Annotated in this window: 13 protein-coding genes; 6 read left to right on the top strand and 7 right to left on the bottom strand. The window is 44.4% G+C overall.

Features of this window, described 5'->3' with window-relative positions; translation table 11 throughout:
* The first annotated feature begins 70 nt into the window (after positions 1-70).
* The 3 genes from sfsA to T426_RS0112335 all read left to right on the top strand — a co-directional run bounded on the left by sfsA (position 71) and on the right by T426_RS0112335 (position 2,702).
* Positions 71-763: a DNA/RNA nuclease SfsA gene (sfsA, locus tag T426_RS0112345; RefSeq protein ID WP_025863987.1), complete on the top strand. Its 693-nt coding sequence runs from the start codon at positions 71-73 to the stop codon at positions 761-763.
* A gap of 30 nt (positions 764-793) precedes the next feature.
* Positions 794-2,023, top strand: coding sequence for a PNGase F N-terminal domain-containing protein (locus T426_RS0112340; RefSeq protein ID WP_025863988.1), 1,230 nt, complete (start codon positions 794-796; stop codon positions 2,021-2,023).
* Between the two features lie 112 nt (positions 2,024-2,135).
* Positions 2,136-2,702: a hypothetical protein gene (locus T426_RS0112335; RefSeq protein ID WP_025863989.1), complete on the top strand. Its 567-nt coding sequence runs from the start codon at positions 2,136-2,138 to the stop codon at positions 2,700-2,702.
* 1 nt (position 2,703) lies between these two features.
* Here the strand turns inward: T426_RS0112335 and T426_RS0112330 are convergent, their stop codons facing one another.
* Entirely contained in the window at positions 2,704-3,093 is a 390-nt protein-coding gene (locus T426_RS0112330) for an HU family DNA-binding protein (protein ID WP_025863990.1), read from the bottom strand.
* A 525-nt stretch (positions 3,094-3,618) separates the two neighbouring features.
* On the bottom strand, positions 3,619-4,926 hold the full coding sequence (locus tag T426_RS0112320; protein WP_025863991.1) for a cytidylate kinase family protein: 1,308 nt from the start codon (positions 4,924-4,926) through the stop codon (positions 3,619-3,621).
* Positions 4,927-5,258: 332 nt separating this feature from the next.
* Between T426_RS0112320 and T426_RS0112315 the strand changes: the two genes are divergently transcribed.
* The 3 genes from T426_RS0112315 to T426_RS23585 all read left to right on the top strand — a co-directional run bounded on the left by T426_RS0112315 (position 5,259) and on the right by T426_RS23585 (position 8,564).
* Positions 5,259-6,491 carry an alpha/beta hydrolase family protein gene (locus T426_RS0112315; RefSeq protein WP_025863992.1) on the top strand — a complete coding sequence of 411 codons (1,233 nt, stop codon included), beginning with the start codon at positions 5,259-5,261 and terminating at the stop codon, positions 6,489-6,491.
* Positions 6,492-6,611: 120 nt separating this feature from the next.
* Entirely contained in the window at positions 6,612-7,805 is a 1,194-nt protein-coding gene (locus T426_RS0112310; protein WP_025863993.1) for a M24 family metallopeptidase, read from the top strand.
* Between the two features lie 135 nt (positions 7,806-7,940).
* The gene (locus T426_RS23585) at positions 7,941-8,564 is read left to right on the top strand and encodes a histidine phosphatase family protein (protein WP_025863994.1); all 624 of its coding nucleotides are present in this window, start codon (positions 7,941-7,943) and stop codon (positions 8,562-8,564) included.
* A 64-nt stretch (positions 8,565-8,628) separates the two neighbouring features.
* On the opposite strand, the gene T426_RS0112300 is transcribed toward T426_RS23585, so the two are convergent.
* The 5 genes from T426_RS0112300 to T426_RS0112280 form a co-directional block, all read right to left on the bottom strand.
* The gene (locus T426_RS0112300; protein WP_027585778.1) at positions 8,629-9,933 is read right to left on the bottom strand and encodes a M16 family metallopeptidase; all 1,305 of its coding nucleotides are present in this window, start codon (positions 9,931-9,933) and stop codon (positions 8,629-8,631) included.
* A gap of 30 nt (positions 9,934-9,963) precedes the next feature.
* Complete coding sequence (locus tag T426_RS0112295; protein WP_025863997.1) at positions 9,964-11,322, bottom strand: M16 family metallopeptidase; 1,359 nt, start codon at positions 11,320-11,322, stop codon at positions 9,964-9,966.
* A 315-nt stretch (positions 11,323-11,637) separates the two neighbouring features.
* Entirely contained in the window at positions 11,638-14,064 is a 2,427-nt protein-coding gene (locus tag T426_RS0112290; protein WP_025863998.1) for an ABC transporter permease, read from the bottom strand.
* Positions 14,065-14,079: 15 nt separating this feature from the next.
* A complete protein-coding gene (locus tag T426_RS0112285) occupies positions 14,080-16,425 on the bottom strand; it encodes an ABC transporter permease (RefSeq protein ID WP_027585777.1) in 2,346 nt (781 codons plus the stop codon).
* 67 nt (positions 16,426-16,492) lie between these two features.
* On the bottom strand, positions 16,493-18,826 hold the full coding sequence (locus tag T426_RS0112280; RefSeq protein ID WP_081782398.1) for an ABC transporter permease: 2,334 nt from the start codon (positions 18,824-18,826) through the stop codon (positions 16,493-16,495).
* Positions 18,827-18,834: the final 8 nt, after the last annotated feature.

The raw sequence follows: 18,834 nt of genomic DNA, 5'->3' as shown, positions 1-18,834 counted from the left end.
TTCGCAGTTGGTATAACTTTAACAAGTTGGCACGATTTTGCCAAAAAAGCATAAAAGTAAGTATAGATATATGATTTTTTCTGAGAAACTGGTTCACGGCCGTTTAATCAAGCGGTATAAACGATTTCTGGCTGATGTAGAATTAGATGATGGTACCGAAGTGACGGCGCATTGCACCAATTCAGGGACGATGAAAAGTTGCCTGGAAGATGGCGCGGAGGTGTACCTGACTCCGGTAAACGATCCGAAAAGAAGGACGAAATTTACCTGGGAGATGATAAAGATTAACGGAGATTGGGTGGGTATTAACACCAATAATCCCAACAAAATTGCTTTTGAAGCCGTTCGTGACAACCAGATTCCGGAGTTGAGCGGATACGATACTGTTAAGCGGGAAGTAAAGTTTGGCGATAGCCGCTTCGATGTAATGGCGCAGAAAGAAGGGGAAACCTGTTTCATCGAAGTGAAGAATGTGACCATGAAAGTAGGAGAGGCTGCACTGTTTCCCGATGCAGTCACCACTCGCGGACGTAAGCATTTGAACACACTGATGGAGGTGAAGAAACAGGGAATGCGCGCCGTAATGCTCTACATTATTCAGCGCGTGGATGTCGATCGGTTTGGCCCGGCCGACGATATCGACCCGGAATATGGCAAAGCACTTCGTGAAGCCTACCGGGAAGGCGTAGAGATTATTCCTATGCAGGCCGAAGTAACGCCGGAAGGCATCGAACTGGTGCGAAAGCTCGAATTTGAATTGTAATATCATAAAACCAAACAATTGTTGAATCCTATGAAAAGAAGCTTTCTTTATCTGCTGGCCCTCGTGTTGCTGTCATCTTGCGGGCCGAAAAAAATACCGGCGGTGGGCGACCAGACCTATCTGGTTTTCGATAATAAGGTAGTGAATTTTGTTCCCGGTAAATATCCGAAAGACAGTATTCAACCAGATGCGAACGGTATCATTCATCTGGGTGACGGACGTTTGTTGCTGAAGAAAATCCATGTACCCGAATTTCAACGTTCGGTGAAAGTAACGGCAACGGTTACTCTGAAATCGCATGGCGACCGGTGGGACAAAGCGGGCTCGTTGTTTGTGATACCACAGAATTCGTCGACCAACTTTATGAATATATGGGCCGGAAAGAAGAAGTTTCCCGAGCCGGGGAAAGAACTGGAAGGTTTGCAAGGCATTGTTTCCGGTGACGATTACCAGCCGGTTCTCGAGCTTCTCCGTTTTATGACTCCGTTTGGCGTAGGCTTTTACAGCGACTCCACGTCGGCGCGTAAACCGGTGTACATCGATAAGTGGGCGAAGGAAGTTTGGTGGAAGGAAGATATTACCGACCGCATTTCGGAGCTGGAAGGCGACGTATGGATAGGCGTGTGGGTAGATACCTGGACAAAGGAAGGCTACCAGCTGAGCGCTACACTCGACTTCAACGAAAGTGATATTCCCTGCGATGCACAAAAGCCAACCCATGCCGAACCGGTGCTGAATACGGTGTACTACATCGGCCCACAGGGCTATCCGGATATCTTTGCCCGGAAGAACATCGACGTCGATGTCGACATCCCGGAAGGAGCAAAAAAAGTGCGTTTACAGTACATCGTTACCGGACATGGCGGTCAGGATGGCGGTGATGAGTTTGTGCAGAAGGAAAACATTATATCGCTGGACGGGAAGAAAGTGTACGATTTTATTCCGTGGCGTACTGATTGTGCTTCGTTTCGGCGGTTTAATCCCAGTTCTGGTGTGTGGCTCGAAAAAAGGGAAGTACAATACCTCGACTGGAAGGCGGGTAAGTACAAAACAAAGGAGATGGAAGAACCCATTGCTTCGTCCGATTATTCGCGTTCCAACTGGTGTCCGGGTACTGACGTTCCTCCGGTGACCATTCCGTTGGATTCCATCACTCCGGGTACGCATAAGATTACTTTTAGTATCCCGAAAGCGCAACCCCGCGAAGGCGATAACATGAACTTTTGGTTGGTTTCGGCCTGGCTCGATTGGGAGGAATAAGCTTTTGGGCAACTTTTCCAAGGCTCTAAACTTTGGAAAAGTTGTCTTTCGCGTGAAACTTTTGGGGAGACGGAACTCGTAGCAATATATACACGCGTTAAAGCAATTTGTTATGAAAATGATGCGTTCTATATCTCCCTTTATTACTACGTATCATGTTGTTCGCGAGAAGAAGCCCGTTACGTTTGCCTACCGGACGCCCCGGGGCGAGCTGTTTTTGCTGAGCCGCGACGCGATTCGGAGCGAAAGCGATTTTGTGCGGAATGTGAAATGGGAAGATTTGCTCGCTGTCGATGAAAGTCTGAGCGAGTTGGAAAAGCTATCTCCCAACTATGCAGCTTTCCGCAATACGCCAACCGAACCGTGGCAAATCAGTAAAATTGACAAGCAGACTGAAACCGGAAGTTACATCGACCAGCACCTCGAATGGATTAGCAAAATGTACGTCGACGGCTATTTTACCGGCGGAACGTATCCGCACTGGATTTACATTCCGCGCAGTTCGAAGAAGTATGCCTATGTCAATTTTCTCATTGGCGGTTTACTGGCTGTGCTCGGGTTTTATATTTTCTTTTCCGGAGGACAACTCATTAACGACAATGTGGTTGTTGCCTGGCTGGCCGGTGGTATTTTTATTTTAATGGGCGTACGGGTTTTGTCTCGTGCACGGAAGCGGTAATTTATTCCTTCTTTTTCTTGAAATTAGCCCGTTTCAAAGCTTGCTTTATTCGCTTATCAGGAAGAAAACTAATCCGCAAGTCATTAATGTTGCGCGACGTTACCTTATCGGGTGAATCTTCGGTACTCACTTTTGCGTGCAACCGGAAGGAACCAAAGTTATCGATTTTTACCGTATTGCCGTCAAGCAGTAACTCGGGTATTAAATTCACCAGGCCCGTTATTACAACCTGAATGTCAGCTTCCGATGCTGTCGAGCGTTTTTCCATTATCTCAGCAACTTGTTGCAGTTCGATTTTACGGGAGCCGGTTAACTTGGGAAACCAGATTCTTTCGTTATCCCCGGTTTGTCCACGCTTAATGGTAGAGATGATCTTGTATTGAAGTGACATAGTTTTGGGATAAAGGTTTAGTTATTTTACTTTGATTATAATTGCTAATTTATAAAATAATCATGATTAAAATATAATTTAATGCTGATTAAAAATTATTTTAACCATGATTAGAGTTGAAAATAATCCAGATTAAAATTTAAAATAATCAGGATTAAAATTTTGAAGGGAAATTATCTGTTAGATACGATATAAGTATGAAGCAGGTAGTTTTATGGCAGGTTGGCGCCCGGTTCCCCCGTGGAAAGTGGCTGGGCAAACTTCAGTCAGGTGATAGGTTCTTTCCGGTACAGGGCGGCAATCAGGGCTGAGTGGCCTTTTAGTTTGTCTGTGTTCACCGATTGAAATTTTTGTGCAAAATTACGTCCGGTGGTTCACTTCGGGGTAAAACATGTGTTAATTCATTGATACCGGTGTGTGCATTGCCCCAAATGCCGCGAATCTTACCCTGTAATTCTCTCCGGGAAAAAGAAAAAAACACCGGACCTGCGCAGTGACAAGCCCGGTGGTGAAGATCATTTGCGGTTAAGCCAGTGTCAGCTGTTTCGCCTTCACGGTTTCGACAATCAGGTCGGCTGTAGCTTGGATGTCCAGCAGCGAGCTGTCGACCGTGAGATGGTAGTTGGTTGCGTCGTTCCATACTTTGCCCGTGTAGTGCGTACAGTAGTTCGAACGTTCTCGGTCTGTCCGTTCCAGCACCTTGTCGGCCTTGTCGGGCTGAACACCGTATTCGTTTACGATTTTGTTTTTCCTGAATTCGCCGTTGGCGTGAACAAATACATTGACGCAGCCCGGCTGGTCTTTCAGTATAAAATTGGCACATCGCCCGACAATCACGCAGGATTCTTTCCGGAAGATTTCGCGGATGACTTTGCTTTGTACCAGGAATAAAGCATTCAGCGGGGGTTTGCGTTCGTTGATGTAGGCATATTCCTGTTCGTACAAATCGTACAACAGGGTATGCGCCAGTTTCTGTTCGTGTTGCTCGATGTACTCGCTGGTGAAACCGCTTTTCCCGGCCGTTAGCTCAATCAGGTTCTTGTCGTAGAACTTCAATCCCAGCTTTTCGGCCACCGCTTTTCCTATTTCGTGACCGCCGCTTCCGTATTCACGCGAAATGGTAATTACCAGGTGGGGAGCAACCGGTCCTTTGACATCCTTGTTGGGGGTTGCCTTTTCTTCTTCCGATTTAATATTCAGCCATACATCAAGGAAGTTAATCTTTCGGTTAAGGAACCGGACAATAAAACCAACCAGTACGGCTGCAGCAACTGTCCCTTCCCTGATTCCACTGATTCCGGACAAAAGACCTAACGAACTGACGATGCCAATTAGTACGAGCGAACTGTCTACGCCAATCTTTGTTTTCCCGAATTCAATCTTAAATGTTTGGGTAATGGCCATGGCCAGACCTTCGCCGGGCAGATAAGTGAGTCCGGCTTTTACTTCAAGAAACACGCCAAATGCCAGGATAACACAACCCAGCAGGCACGCGAAAGCCTGTCCCCCATAGCTGACCGGGTTAAGCCATGAGATGAGATGCAGGGTAAAATCAATGAAAATGCCGAAGAGGAAGATAACCGGAAACTGAATCAGTTGGAACAGTTGATACCTTTTTCGGAGTAAAACCATTTGCAGCAAAATGAGGAGAACATTCATAATAATGGTGGTTTCTCCCAGTGTCAGCGGGTATTTCAAACTAAAAACATATGGAACACAAGAAATGGGCGAAACTCCGAGTTTGGCTTTTACTGATAGAGCCACGCCAAAGGCCATTACAAAGAGTCCCAAAGCAAAAGTTAAAACTTTGGACAGGAAATTGTTTATTTTCATAGAATTAAGTTAAACCCACATCTTAGTGCAAAGATTTGAAAGAATTGCGAATTCAGATCTTAACAGTACGTGTTGTAACAAGAGAAGCATGAAAATGCAATTATTCGAACCGGAGCAAGTTTATTCGTTTCGGACGCCTTGTGAAATGTGGAAAAATAATCAGGGGCGAAATTAGAAAATTTAGGAAAGGCCAGATTAGGATAAGGGGACAAACCGGGAAGTCGGCGAGAAAATTTAATATTTCTTTTTCTTTCGTGGTGTTGGAGGGATTTAGGCAGGCGGAAGAAGGATCTCCTTTGTGTGGTTTGATTACCTTTAGCCATCGAAAAATCATGATGAGAATTATGCGTCCTGTTTCTGTTATCCAATTGTTTCTGGCGTTAACCCTTTCCGGCGTTACTTTTGCCTGCCAGTCGACTCATAAACGCAGTGAGCCGGTTCCGGCGGTGGAACGAACCGATTCCTGCCAGTCGAACCCGGAGCATACCTACGAGGTGTTTGTTCCGGCCCGTCAGTCAGCGGCTATCCGTTTACCTCTGTTGATTGCCATCGATCCGCATGGCTCGGGACAAACAGCGGTGAAGCATTTGAAGGAGGCGGCGTCGACTTATCCGGCGGTGCTGGTCGCCTCCAATCTTATTCAGAATGACGACCCGCATTATATGCAGGAGCTGAACCAGTTGATTGCCGACGTGCGAAAGCGTTTTCCGGTAGGGAAAGAAATTTACCTGGCTGGTTTCTCCGGAGGGGCGCGAATGATGTTGGGGTACGCGGCGAATCATCCGGTTGACGGGGTAATGGCGTGTGGTGCTTTCGCCAGTCCTGATCAACTTGCCGCCATAAGTTGCCCGGTTATGGGCCTTATCGGGATGGACGATTTTAATTTTTCGGAAATGGTTCGGTATATTCTTCAGCCCGGAAACAGGCCTGCCAATGTTCACATTGAGTTGATGGAAGCATCGCATGCCTGGCCTACAAAAAAACGGTTGACCAGTGTGTTTGGCTGGTTCAGGCTGTCGGCTCTGCCTGAAAAGGACGCCCCGAAAAAGGAGGTGGCAACGTATGTGAAAGCGCAACAGGTGCGAATCGATTCGCTGGCCGGAGCGGGAGCGTTACTGCAGGCCACCTGTATTGGCCGCAACATGGCTTCGGTGGAAGCGTTTGATAAGGCGGGTTCATTCCAAACCATGACGAACGAACTGACCGGCAAGCCGGCTTGCCAGGAACAACTGTCGCAGTTAACCGCCAGTTTACAGTTCGAATTTTCGCGGCGTCAGGTGTATCTCCAGTCCCTTTTTTCGAAGGATGAAAATTGGTGGAAGAAGGAGGTTTCGGCGTTGCATCAGGAAATGGTTTCGGAGCCCAATATGATGAAGCGAATGGCCTATAAACGACTGGGCGGTTTCCTGGGAATTGTCTGCTATACTTATTCAAAGCAGCTCGCCGAACAGAAAGATATTCCTCATCTGGAACAAATCCTGATGATTTACCGTCTGGCCGAACCGGAGAACACGGATATGAAGCATTACACCGAAGTGCTTGAAAAGCTACAGGCACAGCAATGAAATAGTGGTGCTGGGATTGTCCCAGGAAGTTCACACAAAATTAATGTTAGGCAATCAGGCCGGCATAAGCCCCGTCTTTTTCCATCAATCGCTTATTTTTGCTGATTAAAGCAATCTCTCATGAGCGAAAAAACACCTGTTTCAGAACTGAACGCACGAATGAAGGCCTTCCGCCAACTGATGGATCAACAGCATCCGGATTGGAAAATGGCCGTTGTGTTTAGCAAAATAAACCTGTTGTATTTCACCGGTTCCATGCCTGAAGGCATGTTGGTGATCGAACGAGAAAAGGACGCTACGGTGTGGGCGCGAAAGGGGTATGAACGGACCCTGGAGGAGTCGGAATTTCCGGCTATTGAGTCAATGAGCAGCTACCGCGATGCAGCGCAGGCTTATTCTCAGTTGCCCGGAGAAGTACACCTGGAAACGGAATTTGTGCCACTGGCCATGTTTCAGCGTTTTCAGAAGCATTTTCCTTTTTCTTCATATAAGTCACTCGATTTTCAGATTGCCCAGACCCGTGCACTGAAGAGTGCCTGGGAGTTACATTTTATGGAACTGGCGGGAGAAAATCACCGGAAGGTACTGGAAGATATTGTCCCCGGACTGCTCCGTGAAGGAATGACCGAAACCGATTTAGCCGCTGAGCTGTACGAGGCGATGGTGAAGGAAGGGCACCAGGGAATCGCCCGTTTTGCCATGCACGATACCGATGTGGCTGTTGCCCAGCTGTCGTTCGGCGAAAACTCTTTGTATCCGACCAATTTTGACGGCCCCGGCGGGAACCGCGGACTGAATGCCGCAGTGACCAGCTTTGGAAACCGTGACCGGAAACTGAAGAAGGGCGAACTGGTATTTATCGACATGGGATTCGGGATGAACGGATACCATTCGGACAAGACCATGACTTACATGTTCGGACAGTCGCTACCGAAAGAGGTGAGGGCTATCCATCAGCAATGTGTCGACATACACGACCGGGTTGCCGAAATGCTGAAGCCGGGAGCGATTCCTGAGAACATTTATGAGACCATCATGAATGACCTTACCCCGGAATTTAAACAGAACTTTATGGGTTTTGGAACCCGCCAGGTGAAGTTCCTCGGGCACGGTGTCGGGTTAACTGTGGATGAATACCCGGTACTGGCGAAAGGATTTAAGGCCCCGCTGGTAGAGAATATGGTTTTTGCCGTTGAGCCGAAGAAGGGTATCGAAGGTGTTGGTATGGTGGGAACGGAGAATACCTTTGTGGTGACCTCCGAAGGCGGGCGTAGTATTACCGGAAATAATCCAGGACTGATTCTGGTCGATTAAGAATGACAATGAAATCTGTTGTGCCAGATTCAAAACCGTAAAGAGGTCCCTGATTTAAGGTAGTGTTGATGATAAGTTTGCACTTTACTTACGAATGTTGATTTCCTTAGCTGGCGAAAAAGCAAAAGAAAAGTAATGGTTGATTTTTGGCTGATTAGACACGGAGAGACGATTGAAAATGCGCAGGGCATTTGCCAGGGCCAAACCCCCGGAACGCTTAGTGAAGATGGAATGATGCAGGCTAAAGCTTTAGCTGAATATTTAAAGGATGAAGAATTCGATGTGATATATTCCAGCGACCTGCGACGCACGATGAAGACGACGGAAGAAGTACTCCGGTTTCATCCCGGATACGAGATTATTCCTGAACCGCTTTTACGCGAACGTTTCCTGGCGGGATGGCAGGGGAAGCCGTTTCCTAAAAACTGGAACGAGGTAGACTTGCCCGAAGGAGCTGAAACCTCGGAAGATTTGATTGTGCGTGCCAAAGCTTTTCTTTCCCTGCTAAAGGAAAGGCATGAAGGGCAGAAGGTTTTTGCGATGAGCCATGGCGGTTTAATCCGTGCTTTTTGGACAGTGCTGCACAATCTCGACAATGATTCTTACTCCCGTTGGGATGCGCCGGAGAACACCAGCATTAGTCGTTTCGAGTTAAACGAGGACGGTTCGGTTAATGAACTGGTTCGCAACCTTGCCGAACATTTGGAGACCGTACCGGTGAGCAACAAAGCCAAAAACAAAAACGACTGGCAGTTATAAAAAAGAATCAGCCGACAGAAATGGTATCCTATCGGCTGACTTTGTTTGAATAAACGATACTCTTCTATTCGACTTTTCTATTGAAAACGTCTTTGTCAATCATGGATTCATCGCCAAGATAGTTCCAGTTAATTCCATTGGCATATTCGCTGAATACTTTTTGCATTTGTGGCAATGTCACTGCATCGATGTGATCGATAAAGTGAGTTGTCATGTCTATCGAACCTTTTATTTTGGCAACCCCCAAGGAGTATGCTGTGTTGTAGGTTGACTGTTTTCCCATGAAATAATAGGTCGTATACTCACTTTTTGAGTCTCTCAAATCGGTATCGGTAAAACCATCGTTTTTTAGCGTATCCATTTCGTTCACCATCACGGTTACCGCTTCGTTGGGTTTGGTTGTGGTGACATACACTGCAGAATAGGGGATAAAACCAGTCGAAGCGAAAGCTTGAGGAGCATACGACAGATTACGTTTGGTCCTTACCTCTTCGAATAATTTATTCCTCAGTATGTTGAAAGCTAATCGGAAAGCATAGCTATCGGGAGAGGTAAAAGCCGGTGCGCCCAGCATTCCCTGGATATAATTAGTCGACAATTTCCGGCTTTCAGTATGCAGCGAGTTGGTATCGATGGTGGTTGCAATGGCTGCAGGCATCGGCTTAACCGGAGTTGAAGGTAAACTGCCAAAGTCCTTTTCGACCATTTTCCTGATGTCCTGTTCTTCCAAATTTCCTACAATAACCAGTACCATTCGGTTGGCGTTTAGTAGTTTGTTGTAGTAATTTTTGACACCATCCTGTGTGAAGGCCTTCATTGTTTCAACGGTTCCGGGAACTTGATAGGCGTAGCGTGTACCCTGAAATGTATTCTTCATACACATATCAGACAGCGTGTTGTCCGGGTTGCTTTTCCTGTTTTGAATACCGGCAATCAGCTTTTGCTTCAATAAACCCAGTTCTTTTTTCTCGAATACGGGATGATTGACCGCTTCTGTAAAAAGCTTCCATCCCTCTGAAAAATAAGGTTTGACGCATTCCAGGCTAATGGCTGCATAGTCATACCTTGCTGAACCGTTTACGCTCACCCCATATTTGTCAGCCATATTTTTAAAGGCATCTTTTGAGTATTTCTGCGTACCACAATCGGAAGTGGCAGCCAGGGTTAACGCACCGATTCCTTGCTGCTTTGCATCATAGTTGGCAGTTCCCCCTTTGAAGAACATAATAGCTGCAACGGTTTGTTTCGACGATGGCATAAAAACAACCTTTAAGCCATTTACCGTCATTTCTTTTACCGAATTTCGGGCCTGTACCCCCAGTGATAAGGATACAAGCAACATAACGAATATATATTTTTGAATTTTCATAGTTTTTTATTTTGATAATGGCAATTGTGATTATTTCTTCCAAAAAGTCGCAGGATGCAACAGGGCTTCCGACTTGGTATTAATCAACAATCCGGCAGCGTAGGGCTTATCTTTAATGTATTTATCGACGTAATTAATCAGATCCTGTTTGGTCACCTTCTTGATGTTCGGGATGTAGTTGTAGTAATAGTCCAAAGAGGCCGAACACCAGAAATAAGCCATGGTATGCGACAGATCCGAAGTTACATCTGATTCCTGCAGATGGTTAATTTCGAGCTGACGTTTGGCGTTTTCCAATTGCTGATCTGTGATGTAGTCGGGCGAGTCCCACATGGAAATTTGTTTTTTCACTGCTTCGGCGCAGGCTGCTACTTTCGTTGGGTTAGGAACGACGATAGCACTAATAGGCCCGGTATATTTTAGTGTTTGATAACCAACATTTGCCTGTAGGGCCAATCCGCTATCGACCAACATCTTTTGGAATTTGCTTGAGTTTTGGCTCAGGATGGTGGAGAAGACATCGGCGACATACGTGTCGTGCACATCCCGACGGGTATCGGGTCCCTGCCATTCCAGCATCATGATAGGAACACGTGCGTAGGGAGATGTAACCACAAAATAGTTGGTAGAGTCAAGCGGTTGAAATTCTGGAATAGGCCATTTTTTAAACGGGTCAAAATCCGAAGGTTTCCAACTTGAAAAAATGTCTTTGACTTTAGCGAACACTTCTTTATGGTTGACGTCGCCGCTGACAATTAGCATGGAATTATTGGGCCAGTAATATTTATGCTGAATGGTATGCATTTTTTCTGGTGTAGCAGTCCTGATGATATGATGAATACCGATAGGATTTTTACGAGAGTATAAATTGCCCCACAATACATGCTTCATCGAATCGGATAGCAAAAAGAAGGGGTTCGACTCGAGGCGCTGAAACTCGCCGTCGACAACAATATTTTCTTTTTTGATTTCTTTCGAAAGAAACAAGGGATAACGGATGGCGGAGTTCATAAAATGCAAACCGTCTGTCCATTTACTCTTGGGAAGGGTGAAAAAGTAATTGACCCGCTCGTTTCCGGTTGTACCGTTGAAAGCAATTCCGAGCTCGTGAACTTTAGCCATAAAGGCTTCCTGGCTGGGATAGTCTTTATTGGCTTTAAAAAACATGTGCTCGTACAGGTGGCTTAAACCATTGAACTCGGGCGGTTCCGTGTAGGAGCCATTTTTTGTTGTGATTTCGACGGTAGCCAATGGCACACTATGGTCTTCAATAACCAGCACTTCCAGTCCGTTGGAAAGTTTAGTCGTGTAAAAATTGGATGGCTTTTGAGCTTTTGCGACTGATAATACCAGGAAAAAACTCAAAACTAAGAATGCTTTTTTCTTCATTTTATCGGTATTTTATGTAAAATATTCAAATCTTTTGAAAGATAAGATTTCCATATAAGTACAGGCCGGTACGGTTAGATAGCTATGGTTTGGTCGAATTGAAAATAAAGCTACTTTTTTTTCGTCTAACAACAAAGAGCTAAATAGCTTTAGTGTGTTACTGAAAGTTAAAAATCAATATTCCAGGGTTAAAAATACGGCTAAATCTAATGATAAAGGGAGTGTACAGATATATGTCTCCGCATTAGAGAATAGCAGTAATGGTGAAAACTAGTCAACTCACTGATCACATTACTTGTTTCCTAAATTAATTGGTTACTCGTAGCGTAATGCATCTATCGGATTTTTCGTGGCTGCTTTGTACGATTGGAACGAAACCGTCAGCATGGCAATCCCAACAGCCAGTATTCCGGACAGGGCAAATATCCACCAACTCAACGACGTCTTGTATGCGAAATTACTGAGCCATATGTCCATGGCATACCAGGCAACCGGAGTGGCAATGACAAATGCAATGGCTACCCATTTCACTAAATCCTGATTAAGCATGGTCATTACTTCGCTAACCCGGGCTCCATTTACTTTTCGGATACCAATTTCCTTGGTCCGGCGTTGTGTACTGAACGATGCCATGGCAAATATTCCCAGTGATGAAAGGATAATGGAAATCAGAGCAAACAACGAAAGTGCTTTTGTTTGGGCATATTCGGTGGAATACACTTTCTTATAGCTGTCGGCAATGTATTCGTACTGGAACGGGTAATCTGGGTTCACCTTTTTCCAGACTGCTGCGATGGTCGCTATCGCCTTTTTTCGTTGTGCCGGATTAATCCCGATAAGGAAGCAGTAGTTGAACATTTTTCTCGGGGTGATGACCAATGGCCGTTCCTTGCTGTGCAAATCGGTATAATGAAAATCGGGAACTACTGCCACAATTTTCCCTTCCGGGAAGAGGTCTGGGAGAAAGAAATTCAATCGAAAACGCTTACCAATGGCATCTTTCGGGTTACTGATGCCCAGCATTTTCAGAGCACTTACGTTGAGGATATATTTTTCGCTGTAATTACCAAGCTTCTTTTCCAGTTCGGCCATTTCTTTCTTATCCGGATTTTTGGCTGTGCGCATTTCGCTTAATGTGACGGCATCAGCTTCCCATTGCTGTGATGGGGTATAACCTAAATCCACAGTTCCGGCAATGGGATGAATGCCCATGGTAGAAAAGAAGTTGGAGTCAGTAGTGAAGATGTTGATAGCCTGGTTCGGTTTTTTCTCTACACCTTCCATGGTAAACCGGGCACCATCAAGGATATTGCCTCCCGGTTCTTCCATAGCTGCCGTCACGTTGGTAACGGAAGGATGTTTCAACAGTTCGGTCTTGAATGTTTCGTAACGTTGAACGGCATCCCACGGATTATTAGCCATCACCACCATGTTGGCATTTTCAGCATCTGGATGTTCGTTATTGATGTAATCGATTTGACGGTTGAGAACAAGGGTGCCTGTAATGGCGATCACGGCCAGGGTGTATTGCAAAACCATAGGGAAGGTGTACAAACTCATTTTGGTTTCGCTCACCTTTACGTCTGAAACGAGTTTGGAAGTGATTAATGGAACAACAGACAAGAGGGCCACTCCAACTATGAAGAGGAGACTAATTGCTGCAATGTTGTCCACCTGAGTTCCCTGAAAGATGGGAATATTCAAATAGCCGCTTATTTTATATGCAGCGACTAAACCAACGATGACAGAAAGTCCGGAAAGAATCAATGATTCGGATACCATTTCGCGGGCAATGATTGGTTTCGAAGCTCCGTTGATTCGCTTCACCTGGATGGACTTGATTTCGGAAATAAACTGAACGCGACTCAGGTTCAGAAAGTTGATCAGGGCGATGAACAGAATAATGATACCGCCGCTGATGAGAAGGAGGATAGATCGGATATCTCCGTTCTTTTCCATTTCCCGGGTTTTGTGGCTATACAGGTGAATATCAGTCAGCTTTTGTAAATCAAGTGTCGGAACCGGGTTACCTGTGTCATTGTCTTTTTCCCAATTCTTTTGAATCGTTGCCTGCAATGCTTTAGCATCAGTTCCTTTTTTTAGCAAAAAGTAAGTGTAGGCCCAGGGTGTTTGTCCTTTTACTTCGGTATATGACGTGAGCAGATCGGCGTGGAAATGCGAATTGACCGGAAAATCCTCCATCACACCGTCAATGGTGTAGACTTTGGGTTCGGGTTCCTGCTGATGCAGAATGGAGATCTCTTTCCCAACTACATTCAGGTTACCAAAATACTTCATAGCCAGGCTACGACTGATGAAAGCCCGGTTCGGCTGGTCGAAGGCTTTTTCCGGATCGCCGGACAGCACTTTGAAATCGAAAATATTGAAGAAGGTACTGTCGGTGGAGAAGGCATGCTCCGAATAAAATCTTTTGTCTCCAATCTTAATAATCGCTCTCCGGAAAGGGAAAAGCCGCACCATTTTTTCAATGGCCGGATATTCGGAAACCAGTTGTTTTGGCCAGTCACCGGTTACCCGTGCCGGGTGAATGGAGGTTGCGCCACTGTTGCTGTTAGTCGTTATACGGTAGATTTGGTCGGCTTTGGTGTTGAACCGGTCATAACTGAACTGTTGAGTTGTATAAAGATAAATAACCAGGGTACAAGCTACCGCTGTGCTGAGTCCAACGGCATTAATGGCAAACCATTTCCAATTGTGTTTTATCTTTCTGAAAAGCTTCATATGATGGTGTTTATTTTATTCGTATCGTAGTGCTTCAATGGGATTTCGGGCAGCTGCTTTCCAGCTTTGCCAGCTAACAGTGAGCAAGGCAATTCCTAAAGCCAGTACGCCTGCTACGGCAAAAATCCACCAGCTTAGGCTGGTTTTGTATGCAAAGTTCTCGAGCCATTTATTCATGACGAACCAGGCAATGGGCGTGGCTATGACAAAGGCGATGATTACCCACTTGATGAAATCTTTGTTGAGCATGGCCAGAATTTCGGTAACCCTGGCTCCGTTTACTTTTCGAATGCCGATTTCTTTGATGCGATGTTGGACATGCATAAGGATTACCCCCAACAGACCGATTGACGTGAGAATAAGCGCAATTGAACTGCCGGCAAATAAAAGATTTCTAAAACGTTTGTCTGCCTGATACATCCTTTCAAGCGAATTATTCAATGGCTGAAGATTAAGCGGTGATTGTGGATTGATTTTTTTCCAGAGGTTTTCCAACTCGCCCAACAAAACCTGATCGGGTTTTCGGTTTAGTTTAATCAATAAATTTTGAGCTCCCCAAAGATGATTTACAATAATCAATGGTTCAATCCTGGAGTGCATCGACCGGTAATTAAAGTCTTTGACCACTCCAACAATCTTGCCTTTGGTCCAACAGCTAAAATCAATAATAGCTCCAACGGGTTCTTTTAAATGCATTGCAGCAACTGCCTGTTCATTTACAATGTAGGCAACAGAATCAGATTGCAGTTTTTCTGAGAAAGGGACGCCCTGGATAATTTGCATACCCATCGTTGAGAAATAGTCTTTATCCACGACGGTATAGGCAAGTGGCAGTTTTTCCTGATGAGGATTGCCCGGCCAGGCAGTTATTACACAGTTTGTGTTAATCGATGTCGGCAAATTATAGGCAGCTGTTACATTTTTTACTGCATTGTTTTTCAATAATTCTTCTTTTAGAACTTCATACTTCCCACGATCACTGCCTTTTAGCGGAGTCGTAATTACATTTTCAGGATTTAGTCCAATATCCTTTCGGGAAATAAAATTTAGCTGTTGTGTCACCACAATAACTCCGATGACCAGTAAAATTGCAGATGCAAACTGAACCGTAACAAAAAATGATTGATAAGCTAGCTTCGTTTTTCCCTGTTTGTCTTTATGAGGTGGCTGAAATTTCAAATATTTCTTAAAGGCAATGAGTAACAGTCCCGAGCCAATAAGTAAAGCTCCAATAAAAGTTGCTCCCAGAACTTCCATCGAAAATAGATTGAAAATCGTACTACTGGAAAATTGTCTTCCGGCAAGTTGGCTGAAAAGAGGAAGAATTAAATTGGAAATTATTAGGGACAGGAACGTTGCTGTTGAAATCATTACCAGGCATTCAACAAGAATCTGGAAGAAAATCTGTTTCTTTTCAGCACCAATAATTCCCTTGATTTTAAACTCGAATGCCCGCTTTTGATATCTACCAACTAAAATATTTACGAAATTGAAAAAAGCGACCATAAAAATCACCAGCCCCAAAATCGTCATGATCCGGATATTTTTGATGTTGGTGGGAGTGCCTGAAACGGAATAAAAGTGAGCATCTTTAATTGGCTGAACATTGAGGTATCGCTTATTATCGGAAATATGTTCCATTAGTATGTTTCTAATCTTTTCTCTGACGACCTCCGGATTTGCATCCTTTCGTAGACAAACGTAACTGTTAAAATTGAGTGCTTCCCAGTTTGTTCCATTTAAAATCAGGGGCTCAGCAAAATATTCTGCCAAAATGAAAAAGTCAAAATTAATACTGGAATTTGGACGAATATCATCAACTACCGCGGTAACTTCGAAAGGATAGTTGTCATTTATCTGAAGCATTTTCCCGATAGGGTTTTCATTGCCAAAATATTTTTTAGCAACTCTTTCAGAGATCACGATAGATTGTTTGTGGCTCAAGGCCAGTTTTTTATTGCCCCGGGTGAATTTAAAATCAAAAATTTTGAATAATTGAGGATTGGTAAAACAGGCCCGATTTTCATAGAATGCATGATCGTTATATTTAACCTTTATGCTGCCACTGGAGACAATTGTACTGTTTTCAATTTCGGGGACTTCGCCCTGCATAGCTTCTGCCAACGGAAAGGATACCCATGGATATTTTTCGACGTCTCCTTTTCTCGGTTCCTCTATAAATACTTTGTAGATTCGATTTGTTTTGGGATAAAAACGGTCATACTGATATTCATAGTTGATCCAGATGGAAAGAAGTATGACAGAAGTGAAACCCACTGCAAGTCCTACAATCGTAATGGCAGAAAGTGCGGTCGATCGGCGAATCTGTCGTATTGCGGTTAACAAATGAATTTTGAACATCCTATTTAAGTTTTTAGGTCATGTTTGTCTTTATTCACATCATCCTATCGTTATTGGAACTCTTGTCTCATTCGTATCGCAGTGCTTCCACCGGGTTTCTTGTGGCAGCTTTCCAGCTCTGCCAGCTAACGGTGAGCAGGGCAATTCCAATGGCCAGCATTCCTGCTAACGCGAAAATCCACCAACTCAGGTCGGTCTTGTAAGCAAAGTTCTCGAGCCATTTATTCATGGCGAACCAGGCAATCGGAGCGGCAATCACAAAGGCGATGACTACCCACTTGATGAAATCTTTGTTGAGTAAAGTCATCACTTCGGAGACCTTGGCCCCATTCACTTTTCGGATGCCAATTTCCTTGGTCCGGTTGGTGATGAAATGAGATGCCAGCCCATATAATCCCAGGCACGATATTACAAGTGCGATGATGGTCAGATAAGAGAAGATGGTCATTTGATGCTCATTCTTTTCATAGAGTTGATTCATGTGTCTGTCCATGAAGCTGAATTCAAACGGTACACCATTGGCTATTTTTTTCCATTGTTTCCGAATCAAATCCAGGTAACGTGGTTCTACTCTCAGAAACATGTAATCGGGTTGCCCTTTTAGCATTCTAAACATGAGTGGTTCGATGGGGTTATTTAGTGCCTCGAAATGAAAGTCTTTTACGACCCCAATGATTTTTTGTTTTTGATTCTCGAAAACATATTTGCCAATAGGGTTCTTCCAGCCCATCTTTCGTACATATGCCTCGTTAATGATAACTGCATGGTCGCTGTCGCTTGGCATCGTCGGTGAAAAATTACGTCCTTTCAACAGTTGTAACCCGAAAAGCCTGATGTAGTTCTCATCCACAGAAGGTTCATTCAAAACAAACTGAAGATCGTTTCCCTCTTCATCTTTAGTAACCATGATAGCTTTCATCCAGTGGTTCGTATTCCCCAAATTGGTTCCGCCTCCACCAAATGCGAAAGACTTTACTTCCGGAAGTTTTTGAAACTCGTTTTGCAATACCTCTTTTCCCGGTAGGTTTTCGTGGTCGCTCAGACTAACGGCGATAAGTTGTTCTTTATCGAAGCCGAGATTAGAATTCTTCATGAAGTGAATCTGGCTCCATATTAAGATTACGCCGGCAATCATGACAATGGAAATGATATTCTGGAAAGCTACCAGCGATTTTCCAAATAAACTGAATCCTGTTTCCGTGTCAAAACCGGGTTTCAGACTTTTGAAAGCAGGATAAAGACCTGCCAGCAATCCAAATCCGAAAAATACGAGAAGTAGGGGAACAGATAGTTGGAAAATAGCGTGCAGGCTGAACCGTTCGCCGAACAGCGCATTGAATTGAGACAACAGAATTGCAGCCAAAAGAATGGAAAGGAAAGCCGCCACCATGGCAGTCAGGATCGATTCGGTTAAAACGTAATAGATGATCCATTTTCTGTCGCATCCGATGATCTTCCGGATGGAAAATTCCTTTTGACGTTTCTGAAGTTGGGCAATGGTGATATTGATATAATTGATGCCGGCTATCACCAGAATAAGGATGGCTATAATGGAAAAAACATAAACCATTGTCTTATTGCCTTTGGGTGTATCGGCGAGTAGCGTATTGTCAAAGTGAATGCTCTTTAACGGTTGAAGGTGGTGTTTCAGATGAAATCCGCCCATCTTCTTAAGCAGCTCAGTGTAAGTTTTCGTGGTTAATGTATCGACTTGTGACCTGAGTCTATTAATATCAGTGGTATTTATTTCCAGATATACAAAATAGTCGCCCCAGTCAACCAAATCTTCCGTTCCATTTACGTTGGAAGGAATCAAGGCCGCAAAGGTCAGGTCGGTATTTGCTGGTAAGTCTTTAATGACTCCGTTCACTTCGTAATTATCCTTTCCAATGGTAATCTGTTTACCCATTGGGTCTTCTTGTTTGAATATTTTTCGTGCTAATGATTGCGTTAGTATGATGGTATGGGGAGAAACCAGGAAATCATCTGGTTTACCTTCGACTGAAGGATAGGAGAAAAGCTTAAAAATGGATGGTGTTGCTGCCCTGACATTGATGTTTTCAAATTCTTTTTCTCCGTACTTCAGTTTAGCATTATCGCCAATATCTACACAGGCTATGTTCTCAACTTCCGGACAATTATTTTTAAGGATATAACCAAAGGCTGTGTTGGCCAAAGCCATATCAGTATTTTGACCATTGGGAGAAGTTATGGATGTTGTTAGTCTGTATATCCGATCGGCATCCGGGTGATAAGCATCGAAACTGGTTTCATTTTTAACATACAGCGAGACAAAAATGAAGACCAGCATAGCTGCTGACAAACCAATCAGGTTGATAAAGAAATCCAGTCGGTTCTTTTTCAACATTCGGTATATGGGACTTAATAGACTTTTCAGCATCGGTTTGA

Origin of the sequence: Prolixibacter bellariivorans ATCC BAA-1284 (assembly GCF_000621705.1) — a bacterium.
In the GTDB taxonomy this organism is placed as follows: domain Bacteria; phylum Bacteroidota; class Bacteroidia; order Bacteroidales; family Prolixibacteraceae; genus Prolixibacter; species Prolixibacter bellariivorans.
Note: the sequence above shows the minus strand (reverse complement) of the source record. Positions and strands in the feature narration are given on the sequence as shown.

Excerpts from the sequence above, each read along its gene's own strand:
- T426_RS0112280 (WP_081782398.1), bottom strand. The coding sequence starts at position 18,826 with ATGCTGAAAAGTCTATTAAGTCCCATATACCGAATGTTGAAAAAGAAC.
- T426_RS0112290 (WP_025863998.1), bottom strand. The coding sequence starts at position 14,064 with ATGAAGCTTTTCAGAAAGATAAAACACAATTGGAAATGGTTTGCCATT.
- T426_RS0112315 (WP_025863992.1), top strand. The coding sequence starts at position 5,259 with ATGATGAGAATTATGCGTCCTGTTTCTGTTATCCAATTGTTTCTGGCG.
- T426_RS0112300 (WP_027585778.1), bottom strand. The coding sequence starts at position 9,933 with ATGAAAATTCAAAAATATATATTCGTTATGTTGCTTGTATCCTTATCA.
- T426_RS0112330 (WP_025863990.1), bottom strand. The coding sequence starts at position 3,093 with ATGTCACTTCAATACAAGATCATCTCTACCATTAAGCGTGGACAAACC.
- T426_RS0112285 (WP_027585777.1), bottom strand. The coding sequence starts at position 16,425 with ATGTTCAAAATTCATTTGTTAACCGCAATACGACAGATTCGCCGATCG.
- T426_RS23585 (WP_025863994.1), top strand. The coding sequence starts at position 7,941 with ATGGTTGATTTTTGGCTGATTAGACACGGAGAGACGATTGAAAATGCG.
- T426_RS0112320 (WP_025863991.1), bottom strand. The coding sequence starts at position 4,926 with ATGAAAATAAACAATTTCCTGTCCAAAGTTTTAACTTTTGCTTTGGGA.
- sfsA (WP_025863987.1), top strand. The coding sequence starts at position 71 with ATGATTTTTTCTGAGAAACTGGTTCACGGCCGTTTAATCAAGCGGTAT.
- T426_RS0112340 (WP_025863988.1), top strand. The coding sequence starts at position 794 with ATGAAAAGAAGCTTTCTTTATCTGCTGGCCCTCGTGTTGCTGTCATCT.
- T426_RS0112335 (WP_025863989.1), top strand. The coding sequence starts at position 2,136 with ATGAAAATGATGCGTTCTATATCTCCCTTTATTACTACGTATCATGTT.
- T426_RS0112310 (WP_025863993.1), top strand. The coding sequence starts at position 6,612 with ATGAGCGAAAAAACACCTGTTTCAGAACTGAACGCACGAATGAAGGCC.
- T426_RS0112295 (WP_025863997.1), bottom strand. The coding sequence starts at position 11,322 with ATGAAGAAAAAAGCATTCTTAGTTTTGAGTTTTTTCCTGGTATTATCA.